The sequence below is a fragment of the Streptomyces sp. NPDC002104 genome, assembly GCF_053593795.1.
Genome location: NZ_JBSFDF010000018.1, coordinates 1 through 15000 on the forward strand (window position 1 = coordinate 1; position 15000 = coordinate 15000).

Sequence of the window (15000 nt, forward strand, 5' to 3'; positions counted from 1 at the left end):
GCTCCTGCCCGGCTTCATGACCCTCTTCCTCTTCTCCTTCACCGCGAGCTGGAACAACTTCTTCGGGCCGCTGGTCATGCTCAACGACCAGCACCCCGCAGGGCCCCGCCCGGCAGGGTCAGGCCCGGCAGGGTCAGGCCCGGCAGGGGTCAGGCCCGGCAGGGGTCAGGCCCGGGCGGGGGCCGGAATCGGGGTGCGGGCCGCGGTCAGCAGCTGCGCGGTGGTGGTGATCCGGGCGAAGCCGCCGCCCTGGAGGTTGACCGCGGTGGCGGCGGCGAGCTGGTCCGCCGTCAGGCGGGGCGCGTCCGGGCCCGGTCCCGCGGCCAGGTCGAAGGTGTGCGTGGCGTCGAGCGGCACGAGGACCTCGTAGCCCAGGTTCCCGGCCATGCGTGCCGTGGTCTCCACGCACATGTTCGTCTGGATGCCGGAGATGACGAGCTGTCCGACGCCCTGGGTGGTGAGCCAGTCGGCCAGGTCCGGGGTGCCGTAGAAGGAGGAGTTCACGGACTTCGTGAGGTGCAGTGCGGCCCCGCCGGCCCGCTCGGCGACGAAGTCCTTGAAGGCGTAGCCGGGCCGGTCCGGCGCGAGGACCGAGCCGGGGGTGCGGGAGGCGTGCTGCACGAGCACGACCGGGCGGCCGGTCTCCTGCCAGGCATCCATCAGCGCGGCGATGTTCTCCTCGGCGGCCGGGTTGTTGCGCGGGCCCCAGAAGCCGGCGTCGTCGAAGCCCTGCTGGACGTCGATGACCAGCAGGGCGCTGTTCGCGGTGATCTCGATGTCGATCGCGTTCTCGTTCGTCATGCCCTCATCCTGGGCCGGGCCGCGCTTGCGAACCAGTACCGCCGAACCCGCGAACCGATGGGATCCTGCCACCATGGCAGTCCGGGCCCGACGAGCTGCGCAGGGGGGCTCAGCCGCAGGTCGGGGGCGTGTCGGCGGGATTTTCCGGGGGCTCGGCCCTCCCCCGGGGCGGGGCCACCGTGGCACACTCACGCCATGCACCGCGTCGCGATCGTCGTTCAGCCCGGCATCCGCGCTTTCGACCTGGCCGTCATCACCGAGGTCTGGGGGCACGACCGCGGCCACCGCGGGGTACCGCCCTTCGAGCTGCGCCGGTGCGCCCTCGCCGCCGGGCCGATCCCGCTCCCCGGCGGGCTCACCCTGACCCCGGACCGCGGGCTCGACTGGCTCGCCGGCGCCGACCTCGTCGTGGTCCCCGCGCTGGACCGGCCGAGCGACCCGACGCCCGAACCGGTCCTCGCCGCCCTGCGGGACGCCCACGCCCGGGGCATCGTGGTGGCCGCCCTGTGCGCCGGCGCCTTCATCCTCGCCGAGGCCGGGCTGCTGGCCGGCCGGCGGGCCGTGACGCACTGGTCGCTGGCCCCCGCCCTGGCCGGCCGGTACCCCGCCGTGCGCGTCGAGGAGGCCCCGCTCTACGTCGGGGACGACGGGCTGTGGACCTCCGCCGGAGTCGCCTCCGGCATCGACCTCTGTCTGCACCTGGTCCGCGAGGCCCACGGCTCCGAGGCGGCCGCGGCCATCGCCCGCGCGATGGTGACCGGCCCCTTCCGCACCGGCGAGCACGCCCAGTACCTGGACCGCCCGACCCCGGTCGCCGACCGGACCGCCGAGGCGCTGGCCGTCGTACGGGAGCGGGCGCTCGGGCGGCTGCACGAGGCGCTGGACGTGGCGACCCTGGCCCGGTGGGCCGGAATGTCCCCGCGGTCCTTCGCCCGGCACTTCGCCGCGGCCACCGGCACCACCCCGCACAAATGGCTCCTCGGCCACCGTCTGGACGAAGCCCGCAAACTGCTGGAGCGCACCGATCACCCGGTCACCGAGGTGGCCCGGCGGGCCGGATTCGCCAGCGAGGTCACCTTCCGCCAGCACTTCACCTCGTACGTGGGCACGAGCCCCCGCGCGTACCGTGCGGCCGCTACCGCACCAGGACCCCCAGGGCCTCCCCCAAACCCCGCCGACAGTGTTAGAAATGGCTCATGACCGGACGTTTTGGCCCGACCAGGGGCTCCGAAGGAGCGCCCGAGGACAGGCCCCCTCCCGAGGACGGGTCCCCACCCGGAACCGGGCCCGGACGCTCCCGGCTGTTCGCGCACCTCTCGCCCGGCACCCGCAGCGTCGCCGGCCAGGTCTTCGCCCTCCAGGCCGTCCTCGTACTGGTGCTGATCACGGCCGCCGCGACGGCCCTGTTCTTCCAGGCCCGGTACGACAGCCAGCGCGACGCCCGCAACCGCTCCCTCGCCGCCGCCGAGGGGTTCGCGCACGCCCCCGGCCTCCCGGCCGCCCTGAAGTCCGCCGACCCCACCGCCGTGCTCCAGCCGCTGGCCGAAGGCGCCCGCCGGGCCTCGGGCGTCGATTTCATCGCCGTCATGACCCCCGACGGGATCCGGTACACCGACTCCCGCCCCGAGCTCATCGGACAGCGCGCCACCGGTGACCTCTCGCGCGCCGCGGCCGGTCAGGCCTTCACCGAGACGTTCGAGGGCAAGCCGAGCGACGCGGTCCGTGCCGTCGTCCCCGTGCGGGACGCCTCGGGCAAGGTGGTCGGCCTGGTCTCCACCGGCATCGAGGTCGCCAACGTGGGCGACGGGGTCGAGGGCCAGCTGCCCCTGCTCCTCGGCGCGGCCACCGGCGCCCTGCTCCTGGGCACCGGCGGCGCGGCCCTCGTCAGCCGCAGGCTGCGACGCCAGACCCGGGGCCTCGGCGAGGCCGAGATGACCCGGATGAACGAACACCACGAAGCGGTTCTGCACGCCGTCCGCGAGGGCGTCCTGATCATCGACGCCGAGGGCCGGCTGCTGCTCGCCAACGACGAGGCCCGCCGCCTCCTCGACCTGCCCGCCGACGCCGAGACGCGGCACGTGGGCGAGCTCGGCCTGGATCCGACCACGGCCGCGCTGCTGGCCTCCGGGCGGGCCGCCACCGACGAGGTCCACCGGGCGGGCGACCGGCTCCTCGCCGTGAACGTACGCCCCACCAAGCCCTACGGGGGCCGCCCGACGGGCACCGTGACCACCCTGCGCGACTCCACCGAGCTCGCCGCGCTCTCGGGCCGGGCCGCGGTCGCCCGCGACCGCCTCCAGCTGCTCTACGACGCCGGCGTGCGCATCGGGACCACCCTGGACGTGGTGCGCACCGCCGAGGAGCTCTCCGAGGTCGCGGTCCCCCGGTTCGCGGACTTCGTCACCGTCGAGCTGCTGGAGCCGGTGCTGCGCGGCGAGGAGCCCGGCAGCGGCACGCACACCGAGATGCGCCGGGCCGCCATCAGCGGGATCCGCGCCGACTCCCCGCTCCAGCCGGTGGGCGACGTCATCCGGTTCGTGGTGGCGACCGCGCCGATGGCGGCGGCCCTGGACGCGGGGCGGGCGGTCCTGGCGGCCGATCTGAACGCCGCCTTCGGCTGGCGGGCCCAGGACGAGGACGGCACCCGGGTGGCCCTGGACTACGGGCTGCACTCGCTGGTCTCCGTACCGCTCCAGGCGCGCGGGGTGGTCCTGGGCATGGCCAACTTCTGGCGGGCCGACACCCCCGAGTCCTTCGACGAGGAGGACCTGTCCTTCGCCGAGGAGCTGGCGGCGCGCGCGGCGGTCTCCATCGACAACGCCCGCCGCTTCACGCGCGAGCACGCGGTGGCGGTGACCCTGCAGCGCAGCCTGCTGCCGCGGGCGCTGCCCGATCTGAGCGCGGTGGACGTCGCCTTCCGGTACCTGCCCGCGAAGGCGGGGGTGGGCGGGGACTGGTTCGACGTGATCCCGCTCGCCGGGGCCCGGGTCGCGCTGGTCGTCGGCGACGTGGTGGGGCACGGGGTGCACGCCGCCGCCACCATGGGCCGGCTGCGGACCGCCGTGCACAACTTCTCCACGCTCGACATGCCGCCCGACGAGCTGCTGGGCCACCTCGACGAGCTCATCGACCGGATCGACCAGGACGAGTCCTCGGCCGACGAGGACGCCGGCGAGGGCGAGTCCGCCGGTGTCACCGGGGCGACCTGCCTGTACGCGGTGTACGACCCGGTGTCGGGCCACTGCGCCATGGCCAGCGCCGGGCACCCCGGCCCGGCCCTCGTCGGGCCCGACGGTTACGTCGAGTACCCCGAGCTGCCGATCGGGCTGCCGCTGGGCGTCGGCGGGATGCCCTTCGAGGCGGTGGAGCTGTGGCTGCCCGAGGCGAGCCGGCTCGTGCTGTTCACCGACGGGCTGCTGGAGGACCGCGACCGGGACTTCGACACCGGCCTCGACCTGCTGACCGAGGCCCTGTCCCGGCCCGGCCGCAGCCCCGACCAGGCCTGTTCCGACGTACTGGCCTCGCTGCTGTTCCCGGCGCCGAGCGATGACATCGCCCTGCTCATCGCCGACACCCGGCGGCTCCCGGCCGAGCGGATCGCGGAGTGGGAGGTGCTCCCGGACCCCTCGGACGTGTCCCGGGTCCGCCGGGCGGGCTCCGCGCAGCTCACCGCGTGGGGGCTGGGCGACGTCACCTTCACCGCCGAGCTGATCCTCAGCGAGCTGATCACCAACGCCATCCGCTACGGGACCCCGCCGATCAGGGTCCGGCTGCTCCGGGACCGCACCCTGATCTGCGAGATCTCCGACGGCAGCAGCACCTCGCCGCACCTGCGCTACGCGGCCACCACCGACGAGGGCGGGCGCGGCCTGTTCCTCGTCGCCCAGTACGCGGAGCGCTGGGGCACCCGGTACACGGAGCGGGGCAAGGTGATCTGGGCGGAGCTCCCCCTGACGGGCGCGGCCGAGCCGGCGCCCCCGGCCGTCCTGGACCTGGACGCCCTGGAAGACCTGGCCTGGTAGCCGGGGGGGGCGGCTGCGGACCGGCGGCAGCGGACCCGGGCTTCAGACCGGGCTTCAGAGCCGGGCGGACAGCCGGGCCTTGGCCTCCGGCCATTCGGAGGCCAGCAGGGAGAAGTACACGCTGTCGCGCCAGGTGCCGTCCGGGCGCCGCCGGTGGCGGCGCAGGACGCCTTCGCGCTGCGCTCCGAGGCGGGCGATCGCGGCCTGGGAGCGGGTGTTGAGGTGGTCCGTCTTGAGCTGGACCCGGCCCATGCCGAGGTCTTCGAAGGCGTGGGCGAGCAGCAGCAGCTTGGTCTCGGTGTTGACGGCGCTGCGCCAGTACGCGCGCCCGTACCAGGTCCAGCCGATCTCCAGGCATTCGTCGGCCGGGCTGATGTCGAGGTACGTGGTCCAGCCGACGGCCTTGCCGCTTTCGAGGTGGATGACGGCGAAGGGGAGGTAGTCGCCGTGGAGCACGATGTCGAGCCTGGCGCTCAGCTCCTCCAGCGTCCGCGGCGCGGAGCCGCCCAGCCAGCGCCAGACCTCCTCGTCGCGGCCGCCGGCCTCGAACAGGTCGGGGAGATGGCGTCCGGTCAGCGGCTCCAGACGGACGTGGCGACCGGTGAGCGTGACGGGGGACGGCGCCTTGGCCGTGGTAGCGGGCATGGCAGTCGTCGCAGGCATGGCAGTGGGAGCAGGCATGGCAGCGAAGATAATCCAGGCTTGCACTAGAGGCAAACCATTATCGCACTAGTGCAATCAGCGCATCCGGGCCAGCAGCACCGCCACGTCGTCCTGCGGGGCCTCCGGGAGGAGCCGTTCCAGGATCGTGTCGCAGAGGGCCTCCAGCGGCTCCCCCGCCCCCCTCAGGGCGTCCGCCAGTCCCGCCATGCCCTCGTCCAGGTCCCGGTCCCGGGATTCGATGAGGCCGTCGGTGTAGAGCACGAGCACGCTGCCCGGGTCGAGCCGGACCTCCTGCGTGCGGAACTCCCGTCCGCCCGTGCCGAGCGGGGTTCCCGGCGGGCCGTCGAGGAAGGTCACCGCCCCGGCCGCCGTGACCACGGCCGGCGGCGGGTGTCCGGCGCGGGCGATGACGCACACGCCCGTCACCGGGTCGTGGACGGCGTAGACGCAGGTGGCCATCTCGTCCTCGCCGAGATCGGCCACCACCGCGTCCAGCGAGCGGAGCATCTGCTCCGGGGTCACCTGATGCCGCGCCAGGGTCCGTACGGAGGTCCGCAGCTGGCCCATGACCGCGGCCGCGTGGATGCCGTGGCCCATCACGTCGCCGATCACCAGGCCGGTCCGGCCGTCCGGCAGCTCGATCACGTCGAACCAGTCCCCGCCGACGTCGTGGTCGCTGGCCGGCAGGTAGCGGCCGGTCAGCTCCAGGCCGGCGACCTCGGGCAGCGCGTTGTTGCTCAGGCTCCGCTGGAGCGTCAGGGCCGCCGCGCGCTGGGTCGTGTACATCCGGGCGTTGTCGATGTTCAGGGCCGCCCGGGCGACGACCTCGTCGATGAGCACGCAGTCCTCGTGGTCGAAGACGTCGCGCCCGCGCTCCCGGGTCACCACCACCACCCCGAGCACCCGCCCGCGGGCCACCAGCGGCACCATCCGGGCGCAGCCGAGGGTGGCCAGATAGGCGCGCAGCGCGGCCGCGCGCGGATCCTTGATCAGGGCCGGGATGTCGGCCGTGAACAGGTTCATGGCCTGGCCCTCGGTGATGACCTGCTCGTACGCGGTGTGCGCCGGGATCTGGAAGGTCTGCCCGGCGACGAGTTTGGCGGTGGGCGCGGCCGGGTCCGGGAAGACGGCGGCCAGGCGGCGCAGCAGGCCGCGGGTGGACGCGCCGGCCTCGTCCGGGTCCAGTACGGCTTCCAGGAGCTGCACGTCGGCCGAGTCCGCGAGCTGCGGCACCAGCACGTCCGCGAGCTCCTGGGCGGTCTGCCGCAGGTCCAGGGTGGTACCGATGCGGGTACCGGCCTCGGAGAGCAGGGCGAACCGGCTGCGGGCCCGCTCCGCCTCCGCCTGGGCGCGCTGCCCGTCGGTGATGTCGATGAGGGAGGCGATCAGGCCGAGCCGCCGCCCGGAACCGTCCAGCAGCGGGGCGTAGGAGCAGGACCAGGTCCGGTCGTGGTCGGGGTCGGCGGGGGTGCGGCCGGTGCGGCGCACGTCCACGACGGCGGAGCCGCACTCCAGCACCTTGGCCATGAGCCGTTCGAGCGCGGTGGCGTTGACCCCGGGCACGACCTCGGTGAGCCGTTTGCCCACGTGCTCGGCGGCGGACACGCCGTTCATCCGGGCGAGGGCGTCGTTGACGCGCAGGAAGCGCAGGTCCGGGCCGAGGGTGCCGAGGCCGATCGGCGACTGGGTGAACAGGCTCTGCAGCGCGGCGAGCGCATCGCGCATCCGCAGGACCTCGGTGGTCTCCACGGCGATGAGCATGGACCCGGTGCGCCCCTGGGAATCCGGGGAGGGCAGGATCCACATCTCCATGGTGACCTGGTGCCCGTCGCGGTGACGCACGGGCAGGGTGCCGACGACCGTCTCCCCGGCCTGGACCCGGCGGGTGAGCTGGTCGGCGAGTTCGTGGTTGGCGTCGGGGACGAGCACGTCGGCGCCCGCCCGGCCGAGGATGTCCTCGGGGCGGTGGCCGAGCAGGTCCTGGGCGGCCAGCGACCATTCGACGACCAGCCCGTCGGCGTCCTCACGCCACAGGGCGATCGGCAGCAGCTCGCTCAGTACGCCCGCGTACCCGACAGCAGCCACCGGCTGTTCCGGTACCTCGCTCGTCTCCTGGTACGTGTCCAATGCGCCGACCTCACCCCAGGGGGCCCGATTCCTACCGATTCACCCTATCCGAGCCTCAGCCGCCCGGCGCTGCGTCGTGCCGGACGCCCCGCGACGGGGCCGCTACTCCCAGTCGTCCCACGGCGGGTCGATGTCCTCGTCCTCCGGGCCGAAGAGCGACTCCTCCGCCCGCGGGGCCGGCTGCGCCTGAGCGGGCACGGCGGGGGCGGGCCCGGCCGGGGCGGCCGGGGCGGCCGGGGCCGCCGGGACCGCCGCGGCGGCCCGGGTGACCACGGCGGCCGGGGCGCCGGGGGCCGCTGCGGGACCCGCCGCCGCGCCCGGCTCGGGCTGTGCGCCGCCCAGGGTCTTCAGGATGCCCTCGGCGTACTTGGCGAGCTTCGCCTCGCCGACACCGCTGATCGTGCCCAGCTCAGCGACCGTCGCGGGCAGCTGCGTCGCGATCTCCCGCAGCGTCGCGTCGTGGAAGACGACGTACGCCGGCACGCCCTGCTCCTTCGCGGTCTCGGCGCGCCACGCGCGCAGGGACTCGAACACCGGCACGGCGGCCGCCGGCAGGTCGACCGGCACCCGGCCGCCCTTGCGCGATCCGCCGGACTCGCGGCGGGAGGAGCCGGGCGCGGGCGCCGCCTCCTTGCGCATCGGCACGCTCCGGCGGCCGCCCAGCACCTCGCCGCTGGCCTCGGTCAGCACCAGCGTGCCGTAGTCGCCCTCCACCGCCAGCAGTCCGAGCGCCAGCAGCTGCCGCACGACCCCGCGCCATTCGTTCGTGCCCAGGTCCGCCCCGATGCCGAACACCGAGAGCCCGTCGTGGTCGAACTGGATGACCTTGGCCGTCTTCTTGCCCTGGAGGATGTCGATGATCTGGCCGGCACCGAACTTCTGCCGGCGCTCCTTGGCCAGCCGCCACACCGTGGACAGCAGCTTCTGCGCCGCCACCGTCCCGTCCCAGGACTCGGCCGGCGTCAGGCAGGTGTCGCAGTTCCCGCAGTCCGGCGCTCCGGTCTGCCCGAAGTACGCCAGCAGCCGCACCCGGCGGCAGCCGACCGTCTCGCACAGCGCGAGCATCGCCTCCAGGTGCCCGGCCAGCGCACGGCGGTGCGCCTCGTCGCCCTCGGAGCCCTCGATCATCTTGCGCTGCTGCACCACGTCCTGGAGCCCGTACGCCAGCCAGGCCGTGGCCGGCTCGCCGTCGCGGCCCGCGCGGCCGGTCTCCTGGTAGTAGCCCTCGACGGACTTGGGCAGGTCCAGGTGGGCCACGAAGCGCACGTCCGGCTTGTCGATGCCCATGCCGAACGCGATCGTGGCCACCACCACGACCCCGTCCTCCCGCAGGAACTTCGACTGGTTCGCCGCGCGCGCCCGGGAGTCCATGCCCGCGTGGTACGGCACGGCGTCGATGCCCTGCTCGGCCAGGGCGGCCGCCGTCTTCTCCACCGATGCGCGCGAGAGGCAGTACACGACCCCGGCGTCCCCGGGGTGCTCGGTGCGGATCAGCTCCAGCAGCTGCTTGACCGGGTTGTTCTTCGCCACGATCCGGTACTGGATGTTCGGCCGGTCGAAGCCGGCCACGAAGTGGCGGGCCTCCTGGAGGCCGAGGCGCGCCGCGATCTCGGCGTGCGTGGCCTCGGTGGCCGTCGCGGTCAGCGCGATCCGGGGCACCTTCGGCCAGCGCTCGTGCAGCATGGACAGCGCGAGGTAGTCGGGCCGGAAGTCGTGGCCCCACTGGGCGACGCAGTGCGCCTCGTCGATGGCGAAGAGGGAGACCGTGCCCCGGTCGAGCAGCCGCTGCGTCCCCTCGGTGCGCAGCCGCTCGGGCGCCAGATAGAGCAGGTCGAGCTCGCCGGCGAGGAAGGCCTGCTCCACCGCGCGCCGGTCGTCGGACAGCTGCGTCGAATTGAGGAACCCGGCCCGCACCCCGAGCGCGTTGAGGGCGTCCACCTGGTCCTGCATCAGGGCGATCAGCGGGGAGATCACCACTCCGGTGCCCGCTCTGACCAGCGCCGGGATCTGGTAGCAGAGCGATTTGCCGCCGCCGGTCGGCATCAGCACCAGCGCGTCGCCGCCGCCGGCGACGTGCTCGATGATCTGCTGCTGCTCGCCGCGGAACGAGTCGTACCCGAAGACGCGGTGGAGCACCTGCTGGGCGTCGGGGATCTCGACGGCTGCTTCCGAAGGGGTCATCCCAGAAGCCTAGCGACCTCCTCGGACACATCCGCCCGGATCCCCTCGGCCTGTGGACATCCGGGAGGCCGGCACCCCGCTCGCGGCGCGGCCCCGCACCCGGCGCGGCCGGGCACCCCGGGGGCCCGGGCGGTGACACAGTAGGAGATCTCCCGTATCTCCCGCATCTCCCGGTATCTCCCGGCCTCCGAGAGGAACACGCCATGTGGCAGCCCGACGGGTGGGACGCGCGCGTCCGCCTCGGCGTCCTCACCCCGCACGCCGACGTCGGCCCCGAGTCGGAGCTGCGCGCCATGGCTCCGGCCGACGTGGGCCTGCACGCCGCGCGGGTGCCGTTCCGCGCGATGGGGCGCGGCGGCGCGATCGACCCCACCATCCCGCTCGCCCCGGTACGGGCCTTCGCCGAGCCCCCGCACGTGGACGACGCCGCCGAGCTGCTGGCGGCCGCCCCGGTGTCGGTGATCGCCTACGCCTTCACCAGCTCCGCCTACGTCATCGGCCCGCGCGGGGAGGGGTACATGCTGGACCGGCTGCGCGAGCGCACCCACGGGCTGCCCGTGGTCGCCACCTGCGCCGCCACCGTGAAGGCACTGCGGGCGCTGGGGGCCGGGCGGCCCGCCCTCGTGGACCCGCCGTGGTTCGACGAGACGCTGAGCGACCTGGGCCGGGGCTACTACGAGGACACCGGGTTCGAGGTCCCGTACGCCGCGCCCTGCGGCCTGCCCAGCGGGCAGACCCTCATCGGGCCGCGGGCCCTGCACGACTGGGTGGCCGCGCACGTCCCCGACACGGCGGACGCGGTCGTCATCGGCGGCAACGGCTTCCGCGCCGTCGGGGCGATCGCGGCCCTGGAGGCCACTCTGGGACGCCCGGTCCTGACCGCGAACCAGACGCTCCTGTGGGCGGCCCTGCGCGCGGCGGCCACCCCGACCGACCCGGTCACGGGATACGGCCGGCTTTTCTCGGTGGCCTGAAGCCTCCGGTCCTCCGCCCTCCCCGGCTGCCCGGGCGCCGCACACCGAGCCGAAATATGATGGGCCCGGGTCTTTCGCGCAGCGGAAGCAGAGGCACATGGACGTACCCCGGAGCGGCCCGTGACCCGGCGCCAGCCTGCCCGGCCCGCCAGCGAGGATCTGCTGAGCATGCTGGGCCGGCTCACCGCCCAGGCGCGGGAAGGCGCGGAGCTCCAGCAGGCCCGGGTGGAGCTGGCCGAGGCCCTGCAGCGCGAACTGCTCCCCGCCTCGCTTCCCGTGGCCCCCGGGCTGAGGACCGCGGCCCGGTACGCGCCCGCCCGGCAGGGGCTGGACATCGGCGGTGACTGGTACGACGGCTTCGCGGTGCCCGGAGGGGCCTTCGCCTTCTCCATGGGCGACGTACAGGGGCACGATGTGGCGGCCACGGCCTTCATGGGGCAGGTCCGGGTGTGTCTGCGCGCCGTCGCGGCCGTCGTCGTCGATCCCGGCGAGGTGCTGAGCCGGGCCAACGACGTACTGCTCTCGATGGACAGCGAGCTGTTCGCGACCTGCAGTCTGCTGCGCTTCGATCCGCGGACGCGGGAGCTCCAGGCCGCCCGGGCCGGGCACACCCCCACCGTATGGGCCACCGCGGACGGCCGCAGCGGCATCGCCGAGGACCCCGGCGGTCCGCCGCTGGGCACGGTCCCCGGGGTCCGGTACCCGGTGACCCGCCGGCGGCTGACGGAGGCGGGCTCCATCGTCCTGGTCACCGACGGGGTGGTCGAGGGGCCGTCGTTCCCGATCGAGGAGGGGCTGGAGCGCGTGGCCCGGATCGTCGGCAGGTCGGCGGGGGGCGATCCCGACGAGCTGGCCGCGGAGGTGATGAAGGTGGCCGATTTCACCGGCCACGCGGACGACGCCGCCGTGCTCGTCCTCAGCCACGACGGGGCCCGGCCCCGCTGACCCCTCCCCCGGCAACCCGCCGCGCGTCCACGCGTGTCACGTCCGGCCGGGACGCCCGGGCCGTTGTCTGATGCTGTGGTGCGCACCGTGGAATGGCGACGTCCGGCCGGAGCCCTGCTCCGGATCCTCGGCGTGGCCGCCGCCTATTACGCGACCGGCCGGCTCGGCCTGCTGCGGCACGTGACGGTCGAGGGGGGCATCGTCACGCCCCTGTGGCCTCCGACCGGGATCGCGGTGGCCTGTCTGCTGTGGTTCGGGCCCCGGGTCTGGCCGGGCATCGCGCTCGGGACCTACCTCGCCATCGAGCGGCTCAGTGCGTTCGACCTCGACGACCTCGGGATCGTCGCGGGCAACACCCTGGCCCCGCTGTGCGCCTACGCGCTGCTGCGCCGGGTGGACTTCCGCCCCGAACTGGACCGGCTGCGGGACGGGCTGGCGCTGGTGTTCCTGGGCGGTCTGGCGCCGATGCTGATCAGCGCCACCGCCGGGACCTGGACGCTGGTGCTCACCGGCAACCTGCTGCTGTCGAGTTTCTGGCCGGTGTGGGCGGCCTGGTGGGCCGGCGACACCATGGGCGTCCTGCTGGTGACCCCGCTGCTGCTGGTCCTGCCCCGGGCCCGGCTGCCCCGGGACCCGTACCGGGCGGCCGAGGCGGCGGCTCTGGCGGTGGCGGTCGGCGCCGTCACCCTCACCTTCACCCGCAGCTCCCTGTCCCTGCTGTTCCTCGTCTTCCCGCTGCTCATCTGGGCCGCGGTGCGCTTCCGGCTCCCCGGGAGCGCACCGTGCGCCCTCCTCGTGTCCGTCCTGGCGATCACGGCGGCGACGGACCGCGTCGGGCCGTTCGCCCACCACACCCTCTTGGAGGTCATGGTCAACCTCCAGGCGCTCAACGGAGCGGCCGCCCTGACCGCGCTGCTGCTGGCGGCCCTGGTCACGGAGCAGGACAACGTCCGCCTGAAGATCGAGGAGGTCTGCGAGGACCTCGCCGAGGTGGTGGCCCGCCTGGCCCCGCCGAAGGAGTGACCGCCGGACACCCGCGCGATTCAGGCCGGCAGGACCGTCCGGCGCGTGTCCGCCGGGTCGAGGACCGCCGCGATGCCCTGCGCGAGGCGGGGGATCCGGTCCGCGGGGATGCCCGCGATGTTGATCCGCCCCGAGGTGGCGCCGTAGACGGCGTGCTGACGGCGCAGTCGGAGCATCTGGTGCGGCGTGAGCGGCAGCATGGAGAACATCCCCTTCTGCAGCGCCAGCGACCGCGCCTCGTCCGCACGGCCCAGCGCGCTCAAGTGGGCGGCCAGGTCGGCCCGGTTGGCCATGATCCGGCGCCGCATTTCCTCCAGTTCCGCCCGCCAGGCGGCCCGTAGGCCCTCGTCCTCCAGGATCGTGGTCACGACGGCCGCGCCGTGCTCGGGCGGCATCGAGTACAGCGTCCGGGCGGCGTTCTGCAAGGCCGTCTCGGCGTGCCGCACGGCCCGGTCCGAGGCGCCGACGACGATCGCGCAGCCGACGCGGTCGTTGTAGAGGCCGAAGTTCTTGGAGCAGCTGACGGCGATCAGCGTCTCCGGCACGCGCGCCGCCAGCATCCGCGTGGCTCGCAGGTCGGCCTCCAGGCCGTCGCCGAGCCCGTGGTAGGCGAGGTCGACGAAGGGCACCCAGCCGCCGCGGACGGCCGAGTCGGCCAGCGCCTCCCAGTCGGCCGGCAGCGGGTCCACGCCCGTGGGGTTGTGACAGCACCCCTGGAGCAGGACGACGTCGCCCCGCCGGGCCTCGCGCAGTTCCCGCAGCACGCCGTCCGTGTCGAAGCCGCCCTCGGCGTCGCGCCAGCCGTACGGGCGGACCGTCAGCCCGGCGGCCTCCAGGATTGGCCGGTGGTTGACGTAGGCCGGATCGCTGACCCACACCGTGGTGCCGGGTCGGGTACGGCAGATCAGATCGGCCAGCAGCCGCAGTGCGCCGGAGCCCGCGACGGTCTGGACGGCCGCGGCCCGGTCGGCCGGTCCGCCCGGGCCCGGGCCCAGGACCAGGTCCAGCAGGGAGCGGTTGAAGGCGGCGTTGCCGGAGAGCCCGCGGTACTCCTTGGACTCCGAGCGCTCCGCCAGGCGCAGTTCGGCCTCGCGTACGGCGGCCATGACGGGCGTGGCTCCCGTCCGGTCCCGGTAGACGCCGAGGACGAGGTTCAGGCGCTCGGGCCGCTCGTCGGTGCCGAACTCGTAGGTCAGGTCCCACAGCGGGTCGGTGGGGGGCGGCGGGAGGAGCTCAAGCATCTGCGGGCACCTTGGGTCGGGGGCGGCGGTTGGCGAGGACGACGCCGGCGGTGATGAGGGGTACGCCGACGAGGACGGCGGGGGTCGGCGACTCACCGAGCAGGGGGACGGCGAGCAGGACGACGGCGACGGGGCTGAGGCTGCCGACGACGGAGCTGCGTTCGGCGCCCAGCCTGCGGATGGCGAAGGCGTACAGCAGGCCCGCGCACAGCCCGACTCCGAGTCCCTGCACCACGAGGAACAGCAGGATGTCGCTGCCGGCGGCGTGTGCGATGCCGGTCGGGAGCACCCCGGTCAGGGCCAGGACCGCGATCACGGCGAAGGAGGGCAGGCACAGCAGTCCGATCGATCCGACGGGATCGAGGTCCACCTCGCGCAGTCCCACCGTGTAGAGGGCCCACAGCCCGCTGGCCACCAGGAGCGTGCCGGTCCCCGCGAGGACGTCCGTGTCCACCGGGACGACGTAGCGCCAGACGAGGGCGGCGACACCGGCCGCGATCAGCGCGAGCCCGGCCGCCTGTGCTCCCCTGGGCACTCCGTGTCCGCGGCGGACCATGAGGGCGGAGACGAACAGCGGAACCATCCCGGGGACGATCGAGCCGACGAAGGCCGCGGACGTCAGCGCGCCGCCGTGCATCGCCGCCAGGAAGAAGGGCACCCCCGCACCGCAGATGATCTTGAGTGCGACGCCCGGCCGCACCGCCGCGATGCGGCGACGGCGTCGCCACAGGGCCGGGAGCAGGACGAGGAGCGGGACACCGAACCGCAGCAGGGCCGCGTCGGCGGGCAGCAGGGAGGAGGCGCTCAGGGCGCGGGCGCTGAGCGCGAAGGCCGCCCAGATGGCCACGGTCAGCAGGAGGGCCAGCAGGCCTTCGGCCTGCGGGGAGAGCCCGAAACGGCCGGGGTGTCCGGCCTTCGGGCCCGCCGCGTCGGGAGGCGCGGTCGCCGGGGTGGTGTTCGTCGCGACCAAGGAAATTGCTCCAGCCTCTGAGAGCGGACCGGTCCGGTCCGTTCCAGGGCAAC

At 74.3% G+C, this 15000-nt stretch carries 11 protein-coding genes and 1 pseudogene; 6 read left to right on the top strand and 6 right to left on the bottom strand.

Annotated elements, in window-relative coordinates:
* A pseudogene (locus tag ACWCP2_RS17400) lies at positions 1-88 on the top strand (carbohydrate ABC transporter permease); the annotation flags it as partial.
* Positions 89-165: 77 nt separating this feature from the next.
* Here ACWCP2_RS17400 and ACWCP2_RS17405 read toward each other — a convergent pair.
* Positions 166-801, bottom strand: coding sequence for a cysteine hydrolase family protein (locus ACWCP2_RS17405; protein ID WP_450909448.1), 636 nt, complete (start codon positions 799-801; stop codon positions 166-168).
* A 195-nt stretch (positions 802-996) separates the two neighbouring features.
* Between ACWCP2_RS17405 and ACWCP2_RS17410 the strand changes: the two genes are divergently transcribed.
* Positions 997-2001 carry a GlxA family transcriptional regulator gene (locus ACWCP2_RS17410; RefSeq protein WP_450909449.1) on the top strand — a complete coding sequence of 335 codons (1005 nt, stop codon included), beginning with the start codon at positions 997-999 and terminating at the stop codon, positions 1999-2001.
* Positions 1998-4823, top strand: coding sequence for a SpoIIE family protein phosphatase (locus tag ACWCP2_RS17415; RefSeq protein WP_450909450.1), 2826 nt, complete (start codon positions 1998-2000; stop codon positions 4821-4823). The genes ACWCP2_RS17410 and ACWCP2_RS17415 overlap by 4 nt, the downstream gene beginning before the upstream one ends.
* 54 nt (positions 4824-4877) lie before the next feature.
* On the opposite strand, the gene ACWCP2_RS17420 is transcribed toward ACWCP2_RS17415, so the two are convergent.
* The 3 genes from ACWCP2_RS17420 to recQ form a co-directional block, all read right to left on the bottom strand.
* The gene (locus ACWCP2_RS17420; RefSeq protein WP_450909451.1) at positions 4878-5468 is read right to left on the bottom strand and encodes a GNAT family N-acetyltransferase; all 591 of its coding nucleotides are present in this window, start codon (positions 5466-5468) and stop codon (positions 4878-4880) included.
* Between the two features lie 93 nt (positions 5469-5561).
* Positions 5562-7613 (bottom strand): SpoIIE family protein phosphatase, encoded by a 2052-nt coding sequence (locus tag ACWCP2_RS17425; protein WP_450909452.1) that lies wholly within the window; start codon positions 7611-7613, stop codon positions 5562-5564.
* Between the two features lie 102 nt (positions 7614-7715).
* Positions 7716-9794 carry a DNA helicase RecQ gene (gene recQ / locus ACWCP2_RS17430; RefSeq protein WP_450909453.1) on the bottom strand — a complete coding sequence of 693 codons (2079 nt, stop codon included), beginning with the start codon at positions 9792-9794 and terminating at the stop codon, positions 7716-7718.
* Positions 9795-9997: 203 nt separating this feature from the next.
* Between recQ and ACWCP2_RS17435 the strand changes: the two genes are divergently transcribed.
* The 3 genes from ACWCP2_RS17435 to ACWCP2_RS17445 all read left to right on the top strand — a co-directional run bounded on the left by ACWCP2_RS17435 (position 9998) and on the right by ACWCP2_RS17445 (position 12736).
* Positions 9998-10768: a maleate cis-trans isomerase family protein gene (locus ACWCP2_RS17435; RefSeq protein ID WP_450909454.1), complete on the top strand. Its 771-nt coding sequence runs from the start codon at positions 9998-10000 to the stop codon at positions 10766-10768.
* Positions 10769-10936: 168 nt separating this feature from the next.
* Positions 10937-11713 (top strand): PP2C family protein-serine/threonine phosphatase, encoded by a 777-nt coding sequence (locus ACWCP2_RS17440; RefSeq protein WP_450909552.1) that lies wholly within the window; start codon positions 10937-10939, stop codon positions 11711-11713.
* Between the two features lie 75 nt (positions 11714-11788).
* Complete coding sequence (locus tag ACWCP2_RS17445; protein WP_450909455.1) at positions 11789-12736, top strand: MASE1 domain-containing protein; 948 nt, start codon at positions 11789-11791, stop codon at positions 12734-12736.
* Positions 12737-12756: 20 nt separating this feature from the next.
* Here the strand turns inward: ACWCP2_RS17445 and ACWCP2_RS17450 are convergent, their stop codons facing one another.
* Positions 12757-13977 carry an amino acid aminotransferase gene (locus ACWCP2_RS17450; protein WP_450909456.1) on the bottom strand — a complete coding sequence of 407 codons (1221 nt, stop codon included), beginning with the start codon at positions 13975-13977 and terminating at the stop codon, positions 12757-12759.
* On the bottom strand, positions 13970-14947 hold the full coding sequence (locus ACWCP2_RS17455; protein WP_450909457.1) for a DMT family transporter: 978 nt from the start codon (positions 14945-14947) through the stop codon (positions 13970-13972). The genes ACWCP2_RS17450 and ACWCP2_RS17455 overlap by 8 nt, the downstream gene beginning before the upstream one ends.
* Positions 14948-15000: the final 53 nt, after the last annotated feature.

Coding starts and splice junctions, on each gene's coding strand:
- ACWCP2_RS17405 (WP_450909448.1), bottom strand. CDS start 801: ATGACGAACGAGAACGCGATCGACATCGAGATCACCGCGAACAGCGCC.
- ACWCP2_RS17435 (WP_450909454.1), top strand. CDS start 9,998: ATGTGGCAGCCCGACGGGTGGGACGCGCGCGTCCGCCTCGGCGTCCTC.
- ACWCP2_RS17440 (WP_450909552.1), top strand. CDS start 10,937: ATGCTGGGCCGGCTCACCGCCCAGGCGCGGGAAGGCGCGGAGCTCCAG.
- ACWCP2_RS17415 (WP_450909450.1), top strand. CDS start 1,998: ATGACCGGACGTTTTGGCCCGACCAGGGGCTCCGAAGGAGCGCCCGAG.
- recQ (WP_450909453.1), bottom strand. CDS start 9,794: ATGACCCCTTCGGAAGCAGCCGTCGAGATCCCCGACGCCCAGCAGGTG.
- ACWCP2_RS17450 (WP_450909456.1), bottom strand. CDS start 13,977: ATGCTTGAGCTCCTCCCGCCGCCCCCCACCGACCCGCTGTGGGACCTG.
- ACWCP2_RS17410 (WP_450909449.1), top strand. CDS start 997: ATGCACCGCGTCGCGATCGTCGTTCAGCCCGGCATCCGCGCTTTCGAC.
- ACWCP2_RS17420 (WP_450909451.1), bottom strand. CDS start 5,468: ATGCCCGCTACCACGGCCAAGGCGCCGTCCCCCGTCACGCTCACCGGT.